This window comes from Amycolatopsis tucumanensis (genome assembly GCF_021654135.1).
GTDB lineage: Bacteria > Actinomycetota > Actinomycetes > Mycobacteriales > Pseudonocardiaceae > Amycolatopsis_E > Amycolatopsis_E tucumanensis.
Window position 1 is genome coordinate 19,123 of record NZ_JAKGSD010000048.1, and the last position, 21,777, is coordinate 40,899.

Genomic DNA, 21,777 nt, shown 5'->3' on the forward strand with positions numbered 1-21,777 from the left:
ATGAGAAGACTCGTCTCCGTCCTGCTCGCGGCTGTGACGGCGGCCGGACTGGCCGCCGCGCCCGCCGTGGCCCAAACCCCCGACCGCACGCCCGCCGCGACCACCGACCTGTCCCGTTTCGACCCGGCCGCCTTCGCGAACCCGCCGAAGGACAGCCGCCCGAGCGTCTACTGGTACTGGAACAACACGATCACGCCGGAGATCACCGACCGGCAGATGGCCGAGATGCGGGACAAGGGCATCTACGAGGCCGTGGTCTTCCCGTACGGCGGCGCGTCGATGCAGCCGGCCTTCCTCACCGAGGAGTGGTTCACGCTCATCGAGCACGTCCTGCGCGAGGCGCAGCGCACGGGCATGAAGATGTGGCTGTTCAACGACAACAACTTCCCGAGCGGCCGGGCCGGCCTGAAGGTCGCCGAGGAGCACCCGGAGCTGCGCCTCAAGGGGCTGTTGCGGTCCAGCCGGGTGGTGACCGGACCGGCGACGGTGACCCTCGCCGAGACCACCGGACTGGCCGTGGACACAGGGAAGCTCGTCGTCGACCCGGCGACCAAGCCGGGCGGCGCGGCGATCACGACCGGCGCCGGCTGGACCGACTACACGGTCACCGGCAAGGTCACGCTCACCACCGGCGGCACCCAGCTGATGGTGCGCAGCGACGGCACGAACGGCTACCTGGTCGACGTGGACGTCAAGGGCAACACGAGCGTCTGGCGCGTGGACGGCGGCACCCGGACCCGGCTCACCACCGGCATCCCGACGCCTGGCTTCTCCGCCACCCGCGCGCAGACGGTCACGGTGACGGTCTCCGGGAACACGATCACGCCGAAGATCAACAACACCGTGCAGCCCACTGCCACCGATGCCACGTATGCCACCGGCTCGGTCGCGGTGTCGGCCGTGGGCACCCAGCGGTCGCAGTGGGACAACCTGTCGGTGACCGCGCCCGGCGGCACGGCGTTGTGGTCGTCGAACTTCGACGACGCCCGGGTGCTCGCGGACTTCCCGGCGACGCGGGTGAACCTGGCCGGGATCACCGCCGCGGCGGCGCGCCCGGCGGGCACGGCCGACCACCGGACCGCGGTCGAGCTGGACCCGGCGAAGGGCACCTGGCAGGTCCCGGCCGGGCAGTGGCAGGTCGACGTGTACTCGCAGGCGCTGCTGCGCGACGACTCCAGCGGTTACGTGCGCGGCTACCTGGACCTGCTCGACCCGGCGGCCACGGACGCGTTCATGGACACCGTGCCCGGCGAGTACGTGCGGCGGTTCCCGTGGGCGATGGGCACCGTGGTGCCCGGGTTCTGGGACGACGAGCCGTTCATCGCCTCCGCGCAGCCGCACCCGTTCAAGCGGCTGCCCGCCTCGCCGGGCCTGGCTCAGGCGATCGTCGCCGCGGGCGGCACGCCCGGTGTCGCCTACATGGGCGCGGCGGACGGTCTGGATCCCACCGCCGACCCGGCCGCCGGGTACTACTGGCGCGCGGTGAACAACCTGTTCGCCACGAACTACTACCAGCGCGAGGCCGAGTGGATGGCGCGGCACGGCCTGCAGCTGCTGACCAACCCGCTGCTGGACGAGGAGGGCCCGCAGCAGCGCATGCACTCCACCGGTGACCTGAGCAAGGACAACCAGTGGGCGCAGGTGCCGGGCAGCGACATGATCACCGGCGACTACACGCTCGGCGAGCAGACCATGCTGGGCCGCAACGCCGCGTCCGCCGCGCACCAGAGCGGCGCGCCGCGCGTGGTGATGGAGACGTTCGGCAACTCGGGCTGGCAGGTGGCGCCGGAGTTCATGCACGCCACGACGGGTGCGCTCGCGGCGCGCGGCGTGAATCTGACGTTCCTGCACGCCATGTGGACGGACGAGAACTCGGTGAACTTCCCGCCGCCGTTCGGTCCGCGCAGCACGTTCTGGGCGGACATGCCCGCGGTCGACGAGTGGATCGGCCGCGTGATGGAGCTGGGCCGCGGCGAGAACCTGGCGCGGACCGTGCTCGTGCAGCCGCAGCGGGCGGCCGAGCAGACCCGGGTGGCCGACGCCGAGCACTCGCTGGACGGGCAGTTCGCGGATGCCGCGTACGCGCTGGAGCGGGGTCAGGTCGACTTCGACCTGGTGAGTGACTCGTCGTTGTCCGGCGATCCGGTGGCGCGGTTCCAGGCCGTGGCACGCGCCGGTCAGCTACACGTCGGCGAGGCGTCCTACCAGCTGGTGGTACTGCCGGAGACGCCGGTGCTGGACGTGGAGACGGTGCGCACACTGGCGCGGTTCGTGCAGGTCGGCGGGCACGTGGCCGCGGTCGGCCCGCTGCCGGCGCGGGAGGCGCGCGGCCGGGACGCCGAGCTGGCGGGCGAGTTGCGCCGCCTGTTCGGTGACGCGGGCGCGGCGTGGCAGCGTCGCGGCGCCGGTTCGGTCGCGGTCGTCGATGGTGCCGAAGCGTTGCCGGGGCTGGCCCGGGCGTACGCGGCGGCTCGCTTGGAGCCGGCGGCGCCGAGCGTGCGGGTCTCGCGCACCGCGCGTGGCAAGGACGTCGCGTACCTGCTGAACAACGAGAGCGACCAGGTCGTGACGACGACGGCGACGTTCCCCAGCGGGGGCGTCCCGGAGATCTGGGACCCGCGCACCGGGTCGACCCGCACGGCGACGGCGTACCGGGCGGAGCGGGACGGCGTGGCGGTGCCGGTGCGGTTGCAGCCGTACGAGACGGTCGCGGTGGTCTTCCGCCACGGCGTCCGGGAAACCGCGCACCTGACCGACGGCACGCTGCCTGCGGAGGTGGTCACAGTGGACGGACGGTCGTTGCAGGCCACGGTGATCGCCGACAAGCCCGGCGATTACCGCCTGTCGGGCGCGGCGAACGGCCGGAGCTACGGCGGGGTGGCGACCGTGACGGACGCGCTGACCCCGATCCCGCTGGCGGGCTCGTGGCGGGTGCGGCTGGAGAAGCCTGGCGCCGTGGAGGCGGAGCGGCCACTCGGTTCGTGGACGGCCTTCGACCCGACGTTCTCCGGCAGCGCCGTCTACTCGACGACGGTGTCCCTGACCGCGCAGGACCTGGCGAACCGCCGCCTGGTCCTGGACTTGGGCGAGGTGCACGACCTGGCCACGGTGACCGTGAACGGCTCCGCGCTGCCCACAGCGCTGTGGCGACCGTACACAGTGGACGCGACAGCGTGGTTGAAGCCCGGCGAGAACACGATCGCGGTGCGGGTGACCAACACGCTGGCCAATTCGCGCAACAAGATCCTGCCGTCGGGTCTGGTCGGCCCGGTGGTGCTGCGGCCGCAGGCCGTAGTGACCGCGCGCCTGGACCAGGGCCGCTGAGGCCCCGGTGCTGCCCTCGGCGTTGTTCGGGGGCAGCACCGGCTCGATTTCCCCATCCCCCGCGTTTCCCGGAGTCTCCCCATGACCGGACTCACCCGCCGCACCTCTACACAGTGGACGCCACACCGTTGAAGCCTGGCGAGAACACGATCCTGTCGCCTGGCCTGGTCGGCCCCACGGTGCTGCGGCCGCAGGCCGTGGTGACCGCGCGCCTCGACCAGGCCCGCTGACCGGCTCGATCCACTGAACCGGTGCCGCTCCCGGCCGGGGGCGGCACCGGCGCCTCCTTCGATCCTCAACCCCCGGAGTTCCCCATGACCAGACTCACCCGCCGCACCTTCCTCGGCGCCAGCGCCGCCTTCGGGCTCGCCGCGGCGCTTCCTTCCATCCCGCCCGCGCTGGCCGCGCCCGGCAGACCGTTCGCGCAGCGCTTCGCCACCCCCGGCACCGACACCGCCGCCAAGTTCCGCTGGTGGTGGCCGCACGGCCTGGTCGACCTGCGCGAGATCGCCCGCGAGGTCGACCAGATCGCCGACGCCGGCTTCGGCGGCGTCGAGATCCAGGACGTGCACCACAGCGTCCGCGCGGACCTCGACCCCGCCGGCCACGGCTGGGGCACCCCGGCCTGGCTCGCCGCCGTGGAGACCGCCCTGCGCCGCGCCAAGGACCGCCACCTGCGCGTCGATCTGGCGCTCGGCCCGTGCTGGCCGACCGCCGTCCCCACCATCACCCCCGACGACCCCGCCGCCTGCAAGGAACTCGCCCACGGCGTGACCTACGTGCAGGGCGGCACCGTCTACTCCGGACCGCCACCCGCCGCCGTCGAGCCGCCGGAGGAGGGCGTGCACAAGCAGGATCTCCTCGCCGTCCAGGTCGCCAAGGTCATCGGGTCCACCACGGCCGCCACCGTCACCCTCGACCCCGCGACCGTCCGCACCCTCGGCGACGGCGAGACCTGGACCGCGCCCGAGGGCACCTGGGCCGTCATCGCCTACTGGTTGCGGGGCTCCGCGCAGCAACCGGAAGCCGGCCCGCACACCGAGCCGGCGTCCTACGTCGTCGACCACTTCAGCCGCGCCGGCGTGCAGGCCGTGATCGACGTGTGGAACTCGGTCATCCTCACCCCGGCCATCCGCCGCCTGCTCCGCGAGACCGGCGGCGACCTGTTCGAGGACTCGCTGGAGATCGAGACCGAGGCGACCCCCTGGACACCCGATCACCTCGCCGAGTTCCGCCGCCGCGCCGGCTACGACCTGCTGCCGTACCTGCCGGTCATCGTGCAGCGCAACGAGAAGTACCCGTTCACCTTCGACGCCGAGACGACCAACCACGTCCGCGACGACCACAACCAGGTCCTCTCCGACCTCTACCACGACAACCACCTGCTCCCGCTGCGCGACTTCGCGCACAGCCTCGGCATGATCCTGCGCGTGCAGCCCTACGGCCTGCCCACCGACGCGATCCGCAGCGCCGCGCTGCTCGACGTGCCGGAGAGCGAGTCGCTGGGCTTCAAGAACCTCGACGACTACCGCGTGCTCGCCTCCGGCCGCGACATGGGCGAGCGGCAGCTGCTGTCCTGCGAGTCCGCCGCCTACGCCAACGGCGCCTACAGCACGACCTGGGACAAGGTGCTGCAGACCATGGGCAGCGTCTTCGCCGGTGGCGTCAACCAGGCCGTCCTGCACGGGTTCTCCTACGCATCGGCGCCGGGCGCGGCGTGGCCGGGCTTCGCGGCGTTCTCGCCGTACAACGGCAATGGCATCGGCTACGCCGAGGCGTGGGGGCCCCGCCAGCCGACGTGGGGCCACGTCCCCGGCATCGCGGGCTGGTTCGCCCGCACGCAACTGGTGCTGCGCGCCGGTGTGCAGAAGACCGACATCGCGTTCTTCCGGCAGAAGGGCTGGACGTCCACCGGCATCGGCGCGCCGTGGGCGACCAACGACGGCATCCCCGTCGGCTGGACCCACGGCTTCCTCAGCGAGGCGATGCTCGACCTGCCCAGCGCGGTCGTGCGCGACGGCCGCCTCGCCCCCGACGGTCCCGCGTACAAGGCGCTGGTCCTCGACGGCGACATCTTCCGCAACAAGGAACACACCCTGTCCGTGCACGCCGCGCGGCGGTTGCTCGACCTCGCCCGCGCCGGCCTGCCGATCGTGGTGGTCGGCAGCTGGACCGACGTGCACGCGGCCGGCATCGCCCTGCCCGGCGAGAACGACCAGCTCCGGACCCTGCTGGCCCAGCTCGCCGCCCTGCCGCGGGTGCGGGTGGCCACGGACGCCAACGGCATCCCGGGCGCGCTCGCCGACCTCGGCGTGACCCGCGACGTCGAGTACGACCGGTCGACGATCATGACCGTGCACCGGGTCGAGGACGGCGTGGACTACTACTACGTCGCCAACGCCCGGCACGCCGAGAACCGCCGGATCACCGCCGTGGACCAGGACGTCTGGCTCACCTCCCGCGACCGCTCGGCGGTGCCGTACCTGCTCGACGCGTGGACGGGGCGCGTCGAGCGCATCGGCCGCTTCGAGCGCGCCGGAGACCGGGTGCGCGTGCGGGTCGCGCTCAACCCGGGGCAGTCGATGCTGGTCGGCTTCGGCCCGGGCGGCGCCCCGCACGCCACCGCCTCCGACGGCGAGGTCCGGTTCGACGGCGGCAAGCTGGTCCTGCGCGCCACCGCGGCCGGCGCCTACTCGACCACGTTGTCCACCGGTCGCGTCGTCCGCACCACCGTGGACGCGGTGCCCGCGCCGGTGCCGCTGACCGCGTGGGACCTCGAGGTCGAGGACTGGCAGCCCGGCGCGACGCCCACCGAGACGGTCAAGACGACGCACCGGCTCAGCCTGACCGCCCTGGCCGCGTGGACGGCGATCCCGGAACTGCAGGACGTCTCCGGCGTCGGCCGCTACCGCACGACGGTGGACCTCGGCTCGTGGCGTCCCGGCCTCGGCGCCTACCTCGAACTCGGCGAGGTGTTCGACACCTACCGCGTCAAGGTCAACGGCCGCGCCCTGCCGCCGGCCGACGTGCTCGACCCGGTGGTGGACGTCGGGCCGTGGTTGCGCCCCGGCCGCAACAGCATCGAGGTCGAGGTCGCCACGACGCTGCTCAACCGGCTGCGCGTGAGCAACCCCGCGGTGTTCGGCATCGCCACCCGCCAGGCCTACGGACTGGTCGGGCCCGCCCGGCTGGTGCCGTACCGCCAGGAGGAAATCCGATGACGGGGTTCACCCGGCGTGGTGTGTTCGGGCTGGTTGCCGCGCTGTCACCCGCCACGGTGGTCGCGGACATCGCCTGGCTGGTGCCGTACCGCCAGGAGGACATCCGATGACCGTGTTCACCCGGCGCGGTGTGTTCGGGCTGGTTGCGGGGCTGCCCTCCGCCGCCGCGGCCGCGCACACCGCCCGGCTCGTGCCGTACCGCCAGGAGGAGATCCGATGACGGCCTTCACCCGCCGCGGCGTGTTCGGGCTGGCCGCGGCGGCGGGGCTGGTCGCGGCGCTGCCACCGGCGACCGCGGTCGCGGACACCGGCCGGCCGCGCCCGCTCGAACTCGGCCGCGTCCGCCTGCTCGACTCGCGCTACCGGCAGAACATGGAGCGGACCGTCGCGTACCTGCGGTTCGTCGACGCCGACCGGCTGCTGCACATGTTCCGGGTCACCGCGGGCCTGCCCAGCACAGCCGAACCCTGCGGCGGCTGGGAGGCGCCCGACATCCAGCTGCGCGGCCACACCACCGGCCACCTGCTGTCCGGTCTCGCGCTGGCGGCCGCCAACACCGGCGACACCGAGCTGGCCGCCAAGGGCGCGAGCATCGTCGCCGCGCTGGCCGAATGCCAGGCCGCCGCGCCCGCCGCCGGGTTCACCGAGGGCTACCTCTCGGCCTTTCCCGAGCGGGCGTTCGTGGATCTCGAAGCGGGCAAGGTCGTGTGGGCGCCCTACTACACGATCCACAAGATCATGGCCGGGCTGCTCGACCAGTACCGCCTGCTCGGCAACCGGCAGGCGCTCGACGTGCTGCTCGGCATGGCGCGGTGGGCCCGCACCCGCATGGCGAACCTGTCGCGCGAGGCGCAGCAGAAGGTGCTGCACACCGAGTTCGGCGGCATGAACGAGACCCTGGCGAGCCTCGCCCTGGTCACCGGCGACCGGCAGCACCTGGAGACGGCGAAGCTGTTCGACCACGACGAGATCTTCGTGCCGCTGTCCCAGCGGCGGGACACGCTCGCCGGGCGGCACGCCAACACCGACATCGCCAAGATCGTCGGCGCCGCGGTCGAATGGGACGCCACCGGGGAGGAGTACTACCGCACGATCGCGACCTACTTCTGGGACCAGGTCGTGCACCACCACACCTACGTCATCGGCGGCAACGCCAACGCCGAGTTTTTCGGCCCGCCGGACCAGATCGTCAGCCAGCTCGGCGAGAACACCTGCGAGAACTGCAACAGCTACAACATGCTCAAGCTGAGCCGTCTGCTGTTCCTGCGGGATCCGTCGCGCACCGACTACCTGGACTACTCGGAGTGGACCCTGCTCAACCAGATGCTGGGGGAGCAGGACCCGGACTCCGCGCACGGGTTCGTCACCTACTACACCGGCCTCGTCCCCGGCGCGCAGCGCAAGGGCAAGGAAGGCGTGGTGTCGGACCCCGGCACGTACTCCAGTGACTACCGCAACTTCACCTGCGACCACGGCACCGGCCTGGAGACGCACGTGAAGTACGCCGAGAACATCTACTACGCCGCCGACGACGGACTGTGGGTCAACCAGTTCATACCGTCCGAAGTGGACTACAGCGGTGTCCGGATCCGGCTGGAGACCGAGTACCCCTACGACGAAACCGTGCGGCTGCACGTTTCCGGCGCCGGTGCTTTCGCGCTGCGGGTGCGGATCCCGTCTTGGGCGACGCACGCGAGGCTGTTCGTCAACGGCGAGGCGATGCGCGCCGAGCCCGGCCGGTTCGCCGTGGTGCGGCGGCGGTGGCGGGACGGTGACGTCGTGGAGCTGCGGCTGCCGATGACCGTTCAATGGCGGCCGGCGCCGGACAACCCGGCCGTGCACGCCCTCACCTACGGCCCGCTGGTGCTCGCCGCCCGCCACGGCGACTCCGTGCCCGCGGTGATCCCCACGGTCGACCCGCGGTCGCTGCGGCGCGAGCCGGGGCGGGCGGAGTTCAGCGTGCAGGCCGGGGACCGGCGGCTGCGGCTGAGCCCGTTCCTGGACGTGCACCACGAGCACTACAGCGTGTACTTCGCGTTGCCGCCGTCGCGTCCCGCGCCGCGGACGGTCGCCGTGTTCCCGCTGCGCGACGCGCGCGAGAGCACCGGCCGGTGGCCGGACGCGGAGCTCGCCAGCGGCGCGGTGTTCGGCGATCGCGGCGTGGAGCTCGACGGCGCCGGCGCGCACGTGCGGCTGCCCTCCGGGCTGCTGGCGGACCTCACCGCGGCGACGATCGCGATGTGGGTGCGGGCCGACACCATCGTGAACTCCACGCGCGTGTTCGACCTCGGGTTCAACGCCCAGTCCTACGCCTTCCTCACGCCGCGCACCGGCCTCGGTCGGGCCCGCTTCGCGATGAAGCTGGCCGGCATGGAGGGCGAGGACTTCGCAGACGCCGCGGTGCCCTTGACCGCCGGAGTGTGGACGCACGTCGCGGTGACGCTGGGCGAGCGGATCCGGCTGTACTTCGACGGCGAGCTGACCGGGGAGAACCCGGCGCCCCGCATGAGCCCGCTGCTGCTCGGCGCGACGCAGCTGAACTACCTGGGCCGCTCGCAGAACGTCAAACACCCCTACCTGGACGGCGCGGTCGCGGACTTCCGCCTGTACGGCCGCGAGCTGACCACCGCCGAGATCCGGGAGGTGGCCGCGGCGAGCTGACGCGACGTCGGAAAACCGCCAGCCTGGCCGTTCCCGTGCGGCCAGGCTGGTGCCATGACCACTGCTGCTGTCCGGTTCCGGGTCCACCCGATCGACCCCGGCGAGCTGAACTGCGTGCGCGCCGGCGGACTCGACGTGTCGGGTCGCCCGGTCGAGCGAATCTACGCCGACGGCGGGGAACCGCTGCGGTGCTGCTTGCGCGACGCCAGGACGGGTGAACGCTGCCTGCTGTTCGGGTACGAGCCGCGGCTGCCCGGGAAAGCGAGCCCCTACCGCGAGATCGGCGCCGTGTTCGTGCACGCCAGGGACTGCGGCGGGCCCGCGCGCACGGACGAGTACCCGCGGGAGTGGCTGCGCCGGCCGCAGGTGCTGCGCGCGTACGACCACCGCGGCTGGATCCACCCCGCGACGACGGTGCACGACGGCACCGACCCGGTCGCCGCGCTCGGCGAGGTGCTGGCCGCGCCCGGGGTGGTCGAGGTGCACAGCCGCAACGTCGCTTACGGCTGCTTCATGTTCGCCGCGACCGCCGGGTGAAGCCCTGCGGCCCCGGCCCGCCGCCCATACCATCGCTGCATGCGTCTCGATCTGAGCGGGAAGACGGCACTGGTCACCGGTTCGACGCAGGGCATCGGCGCGGCGATCGTGCTCGGGCTGGCACGGGCGGGCGCCCGGGTCGCCGTCAACGGCCGCAGCGCGGACAAGGTGACGAAGGCGATCGAGCAGCTGACCGCCGAGGTGCCCGACGCCCAGGTGGTGCCGGTGGTCGCCGACATCGCGAGCGAGCAGGGCGCGCGCGACGCGCTGGACCAGCTGCCGCGCGCCGACATCCTGGTCAACAACCTGGGCATCTTCGGGTCCGCCGATCCGCTGGAGATCAGCGACGACGAGTGGCGCCGGTACTTCGAGGTGAACGTGCTCGCCGCGGTTCGGCTCACCCGCGCCTACCTGCCCGGCATGACCGAGCGGGGCTGGGGCCGCGTCCAGTACATCGCGAGCGACTCGGCGATCGTCATCCCCGCCGAGATGATCCACTACGGCATGTCGAAAACGGCGCTGCTGGGCGTTTCCCGCGGTTTCGCGAAGGCCGCCGCGGGCACCGGGGTGACCGTGAACGCCGTGATCGCCGGGCCGACGCACACCGGCGGCGTGGAGGACTTCGTGTACCAGCTCGTCGACCGCGACCTGCCGTGGGACGAGGCGCAGAAGGAGTTCATGCGCGTGCACCGGCCGCAGTCGTTGCTGCAGCGCCTGATCGAGCCGGAGGAGATCGCGAACATGGTGGTCTACCTCAGCTCGCCGCAGGCGTCGGCGACGACCGGGGCGGCAGTGCGCGTGGACGGCGGATACGTGGATTCGATCGTGCCCTGACCGGACGGGGGAGGCGTCATGACCAAGCGCATCGTGATCGTCGGCGGCGGTTTCGCCGGCTTCTCGGCGGCCCGTGCACTGCTCAAGACCCTCCCGCCGGATTCCGGCACGGAGATCGTGCTGGTCAACCGCACCGACTACTTCCTGTACCTGCCGCTGCTGCCCGAGGTCGCGGCGGCGGTGATCGACCCGCGGCGCGTCACCGTGTCGCTGCCCGCCGCGCTGCCCGGAATCCGGCTCGCGCTCGGCGAGGTGACGGCGCTGGCGCTGGACGACCGCAAGCTGACGTATGTGGACCCGGAGGGCACGTCGCGCGGGCTCGAGTACGACCGCCTGATCATCGCGGTCGGCAGCGTCAACAAGCTGCTGCCGATCCCGGGCATCGCCGAGCACGCGCACGGGTTCCGCAGCGTGTCGGAGGCGTTGTTCCTGCGTGATCACGTGATCCGGCAGGTCGAGCTGGCGGCCGCGGCGGACGACCCGGCGGAGCGGGACGCGCGCTGCACGTTCGTCGTGGTCGGCGCCGGTTACACCGGGACCGAGGTGGCCGCGCAGGGGCCGCTGTTCACCAGCGCCATCGCGCGGCACCACCGCGAGCTGGACGGGCAGCGGATGCGGTGGCTGCTGCTGGACCTGGCGCCCAAGGTGCTGCCCGAGCTGGACCGCAGGCTGTCGCGCGCCGCGGACCGGGTGCTGCGGCGGCGGGGTGTGGAGATCATGACGGAGACGTCGGTGAAGGAGGCGACGACCGACGGCGTGCTGCTGACGACCGGTGATTTCGTGCCCACCCGGACGCTCGCGTGGTGCGTCGGTGTGCGCCCCGACCCGCTGGTGGAGTCCGCGGGTGTCGCGACCCAGCGGGGGCGGCTCTGCGTCGAGCCCACGCTGGTCGTGCCCGGCCACCCGGACGTGTTCGCCTGCGGGGACGCCGCGGCAGTGCCGGACCTGACCCGGCCGGGCGAGGTGACGGCGATGACGGCCCAGCACGCCACGCGGCAGGGCACGCTGGCCGGGCTCAACGTGGCGGCGACCCTGGGGTACGGCGAGGTGCGCCAGTACAAGCACCACGACCTCGGTTTCGTGGTCGACCTGGGCGGCGCCCAAGCGGCGGCCAACCCGTTGCACGTCCCGCTGTCGGGCCTGCCGGCGAAGGCGGTGACACGCGGCTACCACCTGATGGCGATGCCGGGAAACCGCATCCGGACCGCGGTGGACTGGGCGCTGGACGCGACGATCGGCCGCCAGACGGTGCAGCTCGGGCTGGTGCGCTCGGACGAGGTGCCACTGGAGACGTCGCAGGTGCGTTGACCGTCTTCTTTGGACTCTTGGACTCGGCCCCGGTCGACTGGGATTGCGGGCACCGGCAAACCGGACCATCAAAGTGCTGGTGGAGGCCAATGGTCAGGTCCAGGTGCTCATCGAGGCCAAGAAGATCAACGATCCCTTGCGCATCGAGCACGCACCGCAGCTCTTCCGGTACTTCGCGGTCACGAACGCGCGGATCGCCATTCTGACCAACGGTGAGGTCTACGAGTTCTACACCGACCTCGACGCGCCCAACCACATGGACTCCAAGCCCTTCCTGGTGCTGAACTTCTCGGACATCGACGAGACCCTCCTGCCGGAGCTCGCCAAGCTGGCGAAGGACTCCTTCAACCTCGAATCGGTCATCAGCGCCGCCGGTGAATTGAAGTACATCGGCCAGTTGAAGCGCGTGTTGGCGGCTCAGTTCAAACAGCCGGAGGACGAATGGGTGCGTTTCCTGACCACCCGGGTCTACGACGGCTCCTTCACTCAGCGGGTCCGCGACAAGTTCGTGCCGTTGGTCGACAAGGCCATGCGGCAGTTCCTCAACGAGCAGGCGTCCTGCTCGACGACAACAACCGCAAGCCCGTCGCGCGGCTCTGGTTCAACCGCAGCCAGAAGTACCTCGGCGTGTTCGACGAGAACAAGGTCGAGACGCGCATTCCCATCGAATCGTCCGAGGACATCTACCAGCACGCGGACCATCTGCGGACGACGGTGCGCCGGTATCTGGGCCGCCCTGTGGCGGTTGTGGAGCCGGGCGCCGGCGCCAGTCCGGTTCCCCTGCAGGCCTGAGAGCGGTTCGCAAGCACCTCCCCGCCGCGGTTCCCCGCTGCGCGCATCCGCGCGAATGCCGGTGTGCCTGAATGTGCACGCCCTCCAACCCGTTGACGCCCGCACCCTTGACTTCCGCGCCACCCGGGACCAAGCTGTCCGTCAGGCGGACACTGGTCCGAAAGTGAAGAGGTGCGGTGATGGACCTCGGTCTGGCGCTGCTGCGGCTCCTGCTCGCCGCGCTGCTGTTCGGCCACAGCACGCAGAAGCTGCTGGGCTGGTTCCACGGCGCCGGCCGCGCGGGCACCGCCCAGGTCTTCGAACAGTGGGGCTTCGTCCCGGGGCGCCGGCTCGTCCTCGTCGCGGGGGTGGCTGAGCTCGCGGGCGCCGGGAGCTTCGCGCTGGGGCTGCTCACCCCCGGCGGCGCCGCGGTGATCGTGGGCACCATGGCCGTCGCCGCGGTCGCCACCGCTCCCAACGGCTTCTGGGCGCAGCGGGGCGGCTGCGAGGTGCCCTTCTGCTACGGCGCGCTCGCCCTCGTCCTCGCATTCACCGGTCCCGGCGCCTGGTCCCTGGACCACGCCCTGAACCTGCACTTCGGCCCGTGGTGGGGCCTCGGCGCGCTCGCGCTCGGGCTGCTCGCCGCCGCCGTCCCCCTCACCGCCCGCGCCCGCGTGCTGCGCGCACGGGCCACGACCACCACGAGGTGACCCATGACCGGCCCCATCCTGTTCCGCGACGCCACGATCCTGTCCATGGACCCGGCGATCGGCGACCTCGAGAGCGGCGACCTCCTCGTCCGCGGCGACCGCATCGAGCAGGTCGGGCACAACCTGGAGGCACCGCCCGGAACAACCGTCGTCGACGCGCGAGGCGGCATCCTCCTGCCCGGCATGGTCGACACCCACCGGCACATGTGGCAGACCGCCCTGCGCGGCCTCGGCGCCGACTGGACCCTGTCCCAGTACTTCGTCTTCTACTACCTGAACTGGGGCAAGATCTTCCGCCCCGAGGACATCCACGCCGGCAACCTGCTGTCCGCCATCGAGGCGCTCGACGCCGGCGTCACCACCACCGTCGACTGGTCCCACGGCCTGCAGACCCCAGAACACGGGGACGCCGCCGTCGAGGCCCTGCGCGCGGTGCCCGGCCGCTTCGTCCTGGCCTACGGCAACCTCCTCGGCGCGCCCTGGGAATGGGCCAACTCCACGGAGTTCCGCGCGTTCGTCGACCGCCACTTCACCTCCCGCGACGACATGCTCGGCCTGCAGCTGGCCTTCGACGTCACCGGCGACGCGGCGTTCCCCGAGAAGGGCGCCTTCGAGGCCGCCCGCGAACTCGACCTGCGCGTCACCACGCACGCCGGTGTCTGGGGCGCCACCGGCGACGACGGCATCCGCCTCATGTGGGACAACGGCTTCTGCACGCCCGGCGTCACCTACGTGCACGCGGCGACCCTGACCGAGGACTCCTACCAGCGCATCGCGGCCTCCGGCGGCACCGCGTCGGTCTCCACCGAGAGCGAGCAGAGCGCCGGCCAGGGCTACCCGCCCACCTGGCAGCTGCGCAGGCACGGCATCCCGGTGTCCCTGTCGATGGACACCAGCGTGTGGTGGAGCGGCGACCTGTTCTCCGCCATGCGCGCGACCCTGTCCGCGGACCGGTCGCGCGAGCACCTCGAAGCCCACGCGGCGGGCGAAACCGTGGTGCACAACAAACTCCGCGCCCGCGACGTCGTCGAGTGGGCCACCATCGGCGGCGCCCGCGCCCTCGGCCTGGACGACCGGATCGGCTCGCTCACCCCGGGCAAGAAGGCCGACGTGGTACTCATCAAGAACGACCGCTCACCGGTGATGTTCCCCGTCCTGCACCCCTACGGACACGTCGTCTACCAGGCCGGGCGCGGCGACGTGCACACCGTGCTGGTCAACGGGACCGTCGTCAAACGCGACCACCAGCTCGTCGTCCCGGGCCTGGACCGGGCACGGGCCGCGGTCGAGGCGACCGTGTCCTACGCGCGGTCCACCATGGGCGAGGAGGCCTGGCAGCAAGCCCGCGAGCCGGAGATCCCGGCGACCGAGGTGATCCCCAACCCCTACACCTACACGGACTACACGGGCGACGGCGTCGCCGTGCAGCACGCGGACGCATGACGGACATGAGTCCGAACAGCGGCCCGCTCTCGGGTGTCCTGATCGCGGACTTCTCCCGGATCCTGGCGGGCCCGTACGCCACCATGCTCCTCGCCGACCTGGGCGCGGACGTGGTCAAGGTGGAGGGCCCGGCCGGGGACGACACGCGCTCGTGGATGCCGCCGGTGCGCGACGGCGTGTCGACTTATTACCTCGCCATCAACCGGGGGAAGCGCTCCATCGCGCTGGACCTCCGCGACGCGGCCGACGCCGGCGTGGCGCGGGAGCTGGCGCGGCGGGCCGACGTGCTGATCGAGAACTTCAAGCCGGGCGGGCTGGGCAAGTACGGCCTGGACTTCGAGGCCGTGCGGGAGGGCAACCCGGGCATCGTCTACGCCTCGATCAGCGGCTTCGGCTCCGGCGCCGGCCGGGACGTGCCGGGTTACGACCTGATGGTGCAGGCGATCTCCGGTCTGATGTCGCTGACCGGCGATCCGGACGGGCCGCCGTACCGGGCCGGGATCTCGGTGTTCGACGTGATGGCGGGCAACCACGCGGTGATCGGGATCCTGGCCGCGCTGCGGCACCGGGAGGCGACCGGGCAGGGGCAGCACGTCGAGGTGAACCTGTTGTCCTCGGCGCTGACCGGGCTGGTCAACCACAGTTCCGCGTACGTGGCGGGCGGCACCGTGCCGTACCGCATGGGCAACGCGCACCCGAGCGTGTTCCCGTACGAACCGCTGCCGACGGCGGACAACGACCTGATCGTGGCCGCGGGCAACGACGCCCAGTTCGTCAAGCTCTGCCAGGTCCTGGGCATCCCGGAGATCGCGGAGGACGAGAGGTTCGCCCGCAACGCCGACCGCACCGCCAACCGCGAGGAGCTGCGGCCGATCCTCGTGGACCGGCTCAAGCACCGTGGCGCGGTGGAGTGGTTCGACCTGCTGGTGGCGGCCGGGGTGCCGTGCGGGCCGATCAACACCATCGACGGCGGGTTCGCGATGGCCGAGCGGTTCGAGCTGGACCCGGTCGTGACGGTCGGCGGCATCCCCACGACACGGCACCCGATCCGGTTCTCGCGGACCCCGGTGTCCTACCGCCTGCCGCCGCCGGAGCTGGACGAGCACGGCGCGGAGATCCGCAAGTGGCTGGAGGAGGATGGTGGCTGAGTATCCGACAGCCCAGTACCCGACAGCACTGGGTGCGTCGTCGCTGGAGAAGATCACGTTGCTGGGCCGGGACCTGGCGCGGGACGTGATGGGCGAGGTCGGCTTCGGCGAGCTGGCGTTCTGGCTGGCCACCCAGCGGCGGCCCAGCAAGGGCGAGACGCGGGTGTTCGAGGCCGTGCTCGCCGCGCTGGCCGATCACGGGTTCACCCCGACCGCGATCGTGACGCGGCTGACGTATCTGTCGGCGCCCGATTCGATCCAGGGCGCGCTGGCCGCCGGACTGCTCGGCGGCGGCTCTCGGTTCCTCGGCGTGACCGAGGATTGCGGCCGGTTCCTGCACCACGCACTGTCCACAACAGACCGGCCGGTCGACGACGAGCTGGCGCTGGAGATCGTGCGGGCCGAGCGTGCGGCGGGCCGGTTCATCCCGGGGCTCGGCCACCACGTCCACAAGAACGGCGATCCCCGCACCCCGCGGCTGTTCGAGATCGCCCGCGAGGAGGGCAAGTTCGGGCCGCACCTCGCGTTGTTCGAGGCCATCGGGCGCGTGCACCCGCAGGTGCTCGGGAAGACGTTGCCGCTCAACGGAGCCGGCGCGTGCGGCGCGGCGCTGGCCGACCTCGGGCTGCCGCTGGAACTGCTGCGTGGGTTCGCCCTGCTGGCCCGCGCCGCGGGGCTCATCGGGCAGCTCGCCGAGGAACTGCGCACGCCCGTCGCGAACGAGATCTTCCTGTCCGTCGACCTCAACAACCGGCCCGTCCCACCGGCAGGAGGCAACCATGGCTGAACTGGTCGCGGTGATCGCGTCCACGCACCACCCGTTCTACTACCGGGCCAGCACGGCCACCGGCGCGGACCGCCCGGACTTCGCGGACGAGTGGGTCCGCAAGGTCGAGGCGTTCCGCGAGACCCTGACCCGGGCCCGGCCGGACGTGCTCGTGATGGTCGGCTCGGACCACTTCCACCAGCTGTGGCTGGACAACATGCCGCAGTTCCTGGTCGGCAAGGCGCCCTTCTACGACGCGAACTTCTACAACGAGGAACGCGAGTTCGGGCTGCCGCGGATGCTGCTGAAGGGGCAGGAGGACCTGTCCGCGTACGTGCTGCGGGAAGGTCTCGACGCCGGTTTCGACCTCGCGTTCTCCAACGAACTGCGCATCGACCACTCGATCACGTGCCCGATCATCACGCTGCGGCCGCAGAACGACCTGCCGATCGTCCCGATCTACACCAACATCTTCGCGCCGCCGCTGCCGCAGCCGAAGCGGTTCGTCCAACTGGGACGGACGGTCCGGCAGCTGATCGAGTCGTGGCCGTCGGACCAGCGGGTCGCCGTCATCGGCACCGGGCACCTCTCGCTCGAACTGGGCGGTCCGCGGCAGTTCGGGCCGCACGGGCCGGATCCGGAGTTCGACCGCAAGGCCGTCGACTGGATCGCCAACGGCGACATCGAGAAGTGCCTGGGCGAGGTGACGCTGGAGAGCCTGCACCTGCCCGGCAACGCCACGCACGGGTTCATGGACTTCATGCTGATGATGGGTGTGGCGGGGGAGGGGCAGCGGGTCGACTACGTCGACACCTACGACCTGTTCCACACGATGGAGGCCTACTTCACCTGGTACCCGGGAGGTCCGCGGTGAGCAAGTACCTGCTGGACAAGTTCCTGTTCACCGTCGACCGCGACCCGGAGCTGGTCGAGCGCTACCGCGAGGACCCGGCCGGGACGGTCGCGTGGTGGGAGGAGACGCAGGCGAACCGGATCCTGAACTGCGTGGGCGCGGAATCCTCGACGTGGCTGGCGTTCGAGGAGGAGGAGCGCGCGGCGCTGGCCGGGCACGACTACGTGAAGCTCTTCGAGCTGGGCGCGCACCCGTTCCTGACGCTGACGCTGTTCATCGGGATGTTCGAGCGGGACCACGGGCCGCTGGAGTTCCAGAAGGAGTACGCGCGGCGGCTGGCGCACTTCTCGTTGCCATATCCGGACATCACCACGTAGGCTCACGGCGTGATCACCGGAACGGCCTCGCGCCACACACGGGAAGGCGATCCGGTGACGGTCTGATCGGCGCGCGTGGACCGCCGGGAGCATCCGCTTCCGCGCTGTCCACCCGACCGATCGAAAGGACTTCCTTGACCGTCACCTTCAACCACACCATCATCGCCGCCAAGGACCGCCACGAGTCGGCCCGCTTCTTCCGTGAACTGCTGGAAGTCGCCGAGGCCCCGTCGTGGGGGCCGTTCGTCAACGTCATGCTCGACGGGGGCGTGCTGCTGCAGTTCGCCGAACCGCCGGTCGATATCCAGATGCAGCACTACGCCTTCCTCGTCGACGACGAGCTGTTCGACCGCGCCTACGCGCGGCTCGTCGAGCGGGGCATCGAGCACTGGGCGGATCCGCAGACCACGCGGCCCGGCGAGATCAACCACGGGCACGGCGGCCGTGGGGTCTACTTCAAGGACCCCGCGGGGCACGCGATCGAGCTCATCACGCGGCCCTACCTGTAGTGGATGTGCTGTGGCGGCTCGCTCGGCGAACGTCGCCTAGGAAACCGTCTTGATGGGGCGGGCGTGCCAGGAGTCCCAGTCGGAGCCGATCGCGCCCGCCGTCTTCAGCAGCAGCGGCAGGTGGTGGCCGATCAGCGTGTCCATCGTCGTCTCGGCGGCGTGCGCGTTCACGTTGACCGCGGCCACCACCCGGCCGTCCCCGTCGCGGATGGGCGCCGCCACCGAGCGGATGCCCAGCGCCAGCTGCTGATCGGTGGCCGCCCAGCCCTTCGTGCGCACGTCGCGCAGCAGGGCGTCGATCTCGTCGCGGCCCGGCTGCCAGCGGGGTTCGACGCCGGACCGGCTCGGCTCGGCCAGCACCCGGTCCAGCTCGTCCGGCGTCAGCGCGGCGAGCAGGACCTTGCCCAGCGACGTCTGCACGGCCGGGAACCGCGTGCCGATCGTGACGGCCAGCGCGACCAGCTTCGGCACCGCCACGCGCGCCACGTACACGATGTCGGACCCGTCGAGCTGCGCGATCGAGCACGACTCGTTCGTCCGGGCGACCAGGTCCTCCAGGTGCGGGCGGGCGAGGTCCCACAGGTTCGCCGAACCGATGTAGGCCATGCCGAGGTCGAGCACGCGCGGGGTGAGCGAGAAGCCGCGCTCGCCGCCGCGCACGTAACCGAGCTGTTCGAGGGTGATGAGGATGCGCCGCGCGGTCGGGCGCGCCAGCCCGGTCGCGGTGGCGACCTCGGACAGCGTCATCACCGGGCGGCCGGGCCGGAAGGCGCACAGGACGTCCAGGCCGCGGGCCAGGGCCTCGATGAAGTCCGGATTGCCGTCTCGACGCATACCAGCAGGTTAGCCGCCACGGCCCCGCGTCGCGGACAATGGCGTCCATGGGCGTCTACGCGAACCGCATCCGGCCACGGCTCGTCAACGCTGCCTGCGGGGCCGCGCAGGCGCACCCGCACCGGGAACGCACCTGCGCCGGGCTGCGCGGCCGGGTGCTGGAGATCGGCTTCGGCTCCGGCCTGAACGTGCCCTTCTACCCGGCGGCGGTCACGGAGGTCGTCGCCATCGAGCCGTCGGACGCGGCCTGGCGGCTGGCGAGTGGACGGCTGGCCGCGTCCGCCGTGCCGGTCGAGCGCGCCGGCCTGGACGGGCAGTCGCTGCCCGTGCCCGCGGACAGCTGCGACACCGCGCTGACGACCTGGACGCTGTGCGCCATCCCGGACCCCGCCGCCGCGGTGCGGGAGATCCGGCGGGTCCTCAAACCCGGCGGCACACTGCACTTCGCCGAGCACGGCCTCGCGCCGGACGCGGGCGTCCGGCGGTGGCAACGCCGGCTGAACCCGCTGCAGCGCGCGGTGTTCGGCTGCCGCCTGACCAACCCCGTCTCGGACCTGCTGACCGCGGCCGGGTTCGCCATCCGGGTGCTCGACGTGTTCTACGAGGCCGGCGCGCCGCGGCCGTTCGGCGCGCAGTCGGTCGGGGTCGCCGTCGCGCCCTAGACAGCCAGGCGCGCGACCAGCTCGGTGAGCGCGCGGCCCAGCGGCAGGTCCACCCGCACGTCCGCGTACTTGTCGCCGCGGGTGGGGCCCTGGTTGATGATCGCCACCGGCTTGCCGGCCTCGGCGGCGCGGCGGACGAACCGCAGCCCGGACATGACCGTCAGGGACGAGCCGAGCACCAGCAGCGCGGACGCCTCGTCCACCAGCCGGAAGCAACGGTCCACACGGGACGGTTCGACGTTCTCGCCGAAGAACACCACGTCCGGCTTCAGCACGCCCGCGCAGGCGGTGCACGGCACGACGCGGAAGCCCCGCACGTCGTCGTCGGCCAGTTCCACGTCGCCGTCCGGGTTGACGCGCGTCGCGGTCGCCGTGAAGTGCGGGTTCGCCTCGCGCAGGCGGCGGTCCAGCTCCTCGCGGGGTGACAACGCGCGACAGGACAGGCACACGACCCGGTCCAGGCTGCCGTGCAACTCGACCGCGTCCGGCGTGCCCGCCGCCTGGTGCAAGCCGTCGACGTTCTGCGTGATCACGCCGCCGACCACGCCCGCGGCCCGCAGCGCCGTCACCGCGCGGTGGCCGTCGTTGGGGCGCGCCCGCGCGATCGTGCGCCAGCCGAGGTGGCTGCGCGCCCAGTACCGGCGCCGCGCGTGCTCGGCCGCCACGAACTCCTGGTACGTCATCGGCGTGTGGCGCCGCAGGCTGCCGGTGGCGCCGCGGTAGTCCGGGATCCCGGATTCGGTCGACAGCCCGGCGCCGCTCAGCACGACCACGCCGCCCCCGTCGGCGATGCGGACCACCTCGTCCAGGCTGGTCGTCCGGGGCAGCGGCTCACCGGCCGGCGTCCAGCTCAGGGTCGGTCGCGTCCGCACCCCACGAGTGTACGTGCGGAAATCCGGTTGGCCGCCGGGCACGGGCGCTGCGATCATCCGGCCGTGTCCCTCCTGCGCTGGCAGTTCGACCTGACCTGGTCGCTGGCCGACCTCCACCTGAGCGCCCTCACCCCGGCGGACTTCCGCTGGGAGCCGGGCCCGCTGACCTGGCACGTCCGTGAGGCCGGGGACGGCTGGACGATCGACTGGGCGGACACCGAGCCGGACCCGGTGCCGGTGCCCACCATCGCCTGGATCGCCTGGCACGTCGGCTGGTGGTGGAGCGTCACGCTGGACCACGCGCACGGCCGCCGGCCCCGCGAGCGCGAGTCGGTCGGCTGGCCCGGTGACGAGAACGCCGTGGCCTGGCTGCGCGAGCTGGCCGCCGACTGGGGCGGCGTCCTCGACCGACTGTCCGATCCGGACGCTCCCGCCGCCTTCCCGTGGCCGGCCGAGGCCGGGCTCACGGTGGCGCACCAGGCCGCCTGGGTGAACGCGGAGCTGATGAAGAACGCGGCCGAGATCGGGCAGCTGCGCCTGCTGCGGGCGGCTCAGGCCACGTCGGGCTGAAGGCCCTGCCGCACGATGTCCAGGTACTCGCTGATCGCGTCCCGGTTGCGGGTGAGGCAGTCGATGCGCCGCGTCATCCGGTCGCGCTCGCGTTCCAGCGTCGCCAGCATCTCCGGCGTGGCGTCGGGGAAGTAGATCGTGCGCGGCTTGTCCAGGCACGGCAGGATCTGCTTGATGATGCGCGTGGGCAGGCCCGCGTCGAGCAGGCCGCGGATCTGCAGCACCCGGTCGACGTTGTACTCGTCGTAGTCGCGGTAGCCGTTGGGCAGGCGCCGGGACACGATGAGCCCCTGCTCCTCGTAGTAGCGCAGCAGGCGGCGGGGCGTTTCGGTGCGTTCCGACAGCTCCCCGATGCGCATGTGGTCCCCCTCACAGCG

Annotated in this window: 19 protein-coding genes; 16 read left to right on the forward strand and 3 right to left on the reverse strand. The window is 71.9% G+C overall.

Annotated features, from left to right (window positions below; translation table 11 throughout):
• The 14 genes from L2C96_RS33840 (at position 1) to L2C96_RS33905 (ending at position 18,462) form a co-directional block, all read left to right on the forward strand.
• On the forward strand, positions 1-3,324 hold the full coding sequence (locus L2C96_RS33840; RefSeq protein ID WP_237339096.1) for a glycosyl hydrolase: 3,324 nt from the start codon (positions 1-3) through the stop codon (positions 3,322-3,324).
• A gap of 314 nt (positions 3,325-3,638) precedes the next feature.
• Positions 3,639-6,545: a glycosyl hydrolase gene (locus L2C96_RS33845; protein ID WP_237339097.1), complete on the forward strand. Its 2,907-nt coding sequence runs from the start codon at positions 3,639-3,641 to the stop codon at positions 6,543-6,545.
• A gap of 216 nt (positions 6,546-6,761) precedes the next feature.
• Entirely contained in the window at positions 6,762-9,206 is a 2,445-nt protein-coding gene (locus L2C96_RS33850; RefSeq protein WP_237339098.1) for a beta-L-arabinofuranosidase domain-containing protein, read from the forward strand.
• 54 nt (positions 9,207-9,260) lie between these two features.
• Entirely contained in the window at positions 9,261-9,743 is a 483-nt protein-coding gene (locus tag L2C96_RS33855) for a DUF1203 domain-containing protein (protein ID WP_237339099.1), read from the forward strand.
• Between the two features lie 39 nt (positions 9,744-9,782).
• Positions 9,783-10,577: an SDR family NAD(P)-dependent oxidoreductase gene (locus L2C96_RS33860; RefSeq protein ID WP_237339100.1), complete on the forward strand. Its 795-nt coding sequence runs from the start codon at positions 9,783-9,785 to the stop codon at positions 10,575-10,577.
• Between the two features lie 18 nt (positions 10,578-10,595).
• Positions 10,596-11,885, forward strand: a complete 1,290-nt coding sequence (locus L2C96_RS33865; protein WP_020418876.1) for an NAD(P)/FAD-dependent oxidoreductase — start codon at positions 10,596-10,598, stop codon at positions 11,883-11,885.
• Between the two features lie 441 nt (positions 11,886-12,326).
• Positions 12,327-12,677 (forward strand): hypothetical protein, encoded by a 351-nt coding sequence (locus L2C96_RS45515; RefSeq protein ID WP_443632700.1) that lies wholly within the window; start codon positions 12,327-12,329, stop codon positions 12,675-12,677.
• Positions 12,678-12,856: 179 nt separating this feature from the next.
• Positions 12,857-13,366, forward strand: coding sequence for a DoxX family protein (locus tag L2C96_RS33875; protein ID WP_237339101.1), 510 nt, complete (start codon positions 12,857-12,859; stop codon positions 13,364-13,366).
• A 3-nt stretch (positions 13,367-13,369) separates the two neighbouring features.
• Positions 13,370-14,809 carry an amidohydrolase family protein gene (locus L2C96_RS33880; RefSeq protein WP_237339102.1) on the forward strand — a complete coding sequence of 480 codons (1,440 nt, stop codon included), beginning with the start codon at positions 13,370-13,372 and terminating at the stop codon, positions 14,807-14,809.
• A 5-nt stretch (positions 14,810-14,814) separates the two neighbouring features.
• Entirely contained in the window at positions 14,815-15,957 is a 1,143-nt protein-coding gene (locus L2C96_RS33885; protein WP_237339130.1) for a CaiB/BaiF CoA transferase family protein, read from the forward strand.
• Positions 15,947-16,744 (forward strand): citryl-CoA lyase, encoded by a 798-nt coding sequence (locus tag L2C96_RS33890; RefSeq protein WP_237339103.1) that lies wholly within the window; start codon positions 15,947-15,949, stop codon positions 16,742-16,744. The genes L2C96_RS33885 and L2C96_RS33890 overlap by 11 nt, the downstream gene beginning before the upstream one ends.
• Entirely contained in the window at positions 16,737-17,597 is an 861-nt protein-coding gene (locus L2C96_RS33895) for a DODA-type extradiol aromatic ring-opening family dioxygenase (protein WP_237339104.1), read from the forward strand. The genes L2C96_RS33890 and L2C96_RS33895 overlap by 8 nt, the downstream gene beginning before the upstream one ends.
• Complete coding sequence (locus L2C96_RS33900) at positions 17,594-17,953, forward strand: hypothetical protein (RefSeq protein ID WP_237339105.1); 360 nt, start codon at positions 17,594-17,596, stop codon at positions 17,951-17,953. The genes L2C96_RS33895 and L2C96_RS33900 overlap by 4 nt, the downstream gene beginning before the upstream one ends.
• 134 nt (positions 17,954-18,087) lie before the next feature.
• On the forward strand, positions 18,088-18,462 hold the full coding sequence (locus L2C96_RS33905) for a VOC family protein (protein WP_237339106.1): 375 nt from the start codon (positions 18,088-18,090) through the stop codon (positions 18,460-18,462).
• Between the two features lie 36 nt (positions 18,463-18,498).
• Here L2C96_RS33905 and L2C96_RS33910 read toward each other — a convergent pair whose 3' ends face one another.
• Entirely contained in the window at positions 18,499-19,296 is a 798-nt protein-coding gene (locus L2C96_RS33910; protein WP_237339107.1) for an IclR family transcriptional regulator domain-containing protein, read from the reverse strand.
• A 47-nt stretch (positions 19,297-19,343) separates the two neighbouring features.
• On the opposite strand from L2C96_RS33910, the gene L2C96_RS33915 reads away from it, so the two are divergent.
• A complete protein-coding gene (locus L2C96_RS33915) occupies positions 19,344-19,958 on the forward strand; it encodes a class I SAM-dependent methyltransferase (protein WP_237339108.1) in 615 nt (204 codons plus the stop codon).
• Here the strand turns inward: L2C96_RS33915 and L2C96_RS33920 are convergent.
• Entirely contained in the window at positions 19,955-20,830 is an 876-nt protein-coding gene (locus L2C96_RS33920) for an NAD-dependent protein deacetylase (RefSeq protein WP_237339109.1), read from the reverse strand. The genes L2C96_RS33915 and L2C96_RS33920 overlap by 4 nt on opposite strands.
• 63 nt (positions 20,831-20,893) lie before the next feature.
• Between L2C96_RS33920 and L2C96_RS33925 the strand changes: the two genes are divergently transcribed.
• Positions 20,894-21,400 carry a DinB family protein gene (locus tag L2C96_RS33925; protein ID WP_237339110.1) on the forward strand — a complete coding sequence of 169 codons (507 nt, stop codon included), beginning with the start codon at positions 20,894-20,896 and terminating at the stop codon, positions 21,398-21,400.
• Here the strand turns inward: L2C96_RS33925 and L2C96_RS33930 are convergent.
• Positions 21,382-21,759 (reverse strand): MerR family transcriptional regulator, encoded by a 378-nt coding sequence (locus L2C96_RS33930; protein WP_020418888.1) that lies wholly within the window; start codon positions 21,757-21,759, stop codon positions 21,382-21,384. The genes L2C96_RS33925 and L2C96_RS33930 overlap by 19 nt on opposite strands.
• Positions 21,760-21,777: the final 18 nt, after the last annotated feature.

Bases quoted from the DNA above. Each gene is read 5' to 3' on its own strand.
- L2C96_RS33890 (WP_237339103.1), top strand. From the start codon at position 15,947: ATGGTGGCTGAGTATCCGACAGCCCAGTACCCGACAGCACTGGGTGCG.
- L2C96_RS33875 (WP_237339101.1), top strand. From the start codon at position 12,857: ATGGACCTCGGTCTGGCGCTGCTGCGGCTCCTGCTCGCCGCGCTGCTG.
- L2C96_RS33930 (WP_020418888.1), bottom strand. From the start codon at position 21,759: ATGCGCATCGGGGAGCTGTCGGAACGCACCGAAACGCCCCGCCGCCTG.
- L2C96_RS33885 (WP_237339130.1), top strand. From the start codon at position 14,815: ATGAGTCCGAACAGCGGCCCGCTCTCGGGTGTCCTGATCGCGGACTTC.
- L2C96_RS45515 (WP_443632700.1), top strand. From the start codon at position 12,327: ATGGGTGCGTTTCCTGACCACCCGGGTCTACGACGGCTCCTTCACTCA.
- L2C96_RS33840 (WP_237339096.1), top strand. From the start codon at position 1: ATGAGAAGACTCGTCTCCGTCCTGCTCGCGGCTGTGACGGCGGCCGGA.
- L2C96_RS33850 (WP_237339098.1), top strand. From the start codon at position 6,762: ATGACGGCCTTCACCCGCCGCGGCGTGTTCGGGCTGGCCGCGGCGGCG.
- L2C96_RS33910 (WP_237339107.1), bottom strand. From the start codon at position 19,296: ATGCGTCGAGACGGCAATCCGGACTTCATCGAGGCCCTGGCCCGCGGC.
- L2C96_RS33880 (WP_237339102.1), top strand. From the start codon at position 13,370: ATGACCGGCCCCATCCTGTTCCGCGACGCCACGATCCTGTCCATGGAC.
- L2C96_RS33855 (WP_237339099.1), top strand. From the start codon at position 9,261: ATGACCACTGCTGCTGTCCGGTTCCGGGTCCACCCGATCGACCCCGGC.
- L2C96_RS33865 (WP_020418876.1), top strand. From the start codon at position 10,596: ATGACCAAGCGCATCGTGATCGTCGGCGGCGGTTTCGCCGGCTTCTCG.
- L2C96_RS33895 (WP_237339104.1), top strand. From the start codon at position 16,737: ATGGCTGAACTGGTCGCGGTGATCGCGTCCACGCACCACCCGTTCTAC.
- L2C96_RS33845 (WP_237339097.1), top strand. From the start codon at position 3,639: ATGACCAGACTCACCCGCCGCACCTTCCTCGGCGCCAGCGCCGCCTTC.
- L2C96_RS33860 (WP_237339100.1), top strand. From the start codon at position 9,783: ATGCGTCTCGATCTGAGCGGGAAGACGGCACTGGTCACCGGTTCGACG.
- L2C96_RS33915 (WP_237339108.1), top strand. From the start codon at position 19,344: ATGGGCGTCTACGCGAACCGCATCCGGCCACGGCTCGTCAACGCTGCC.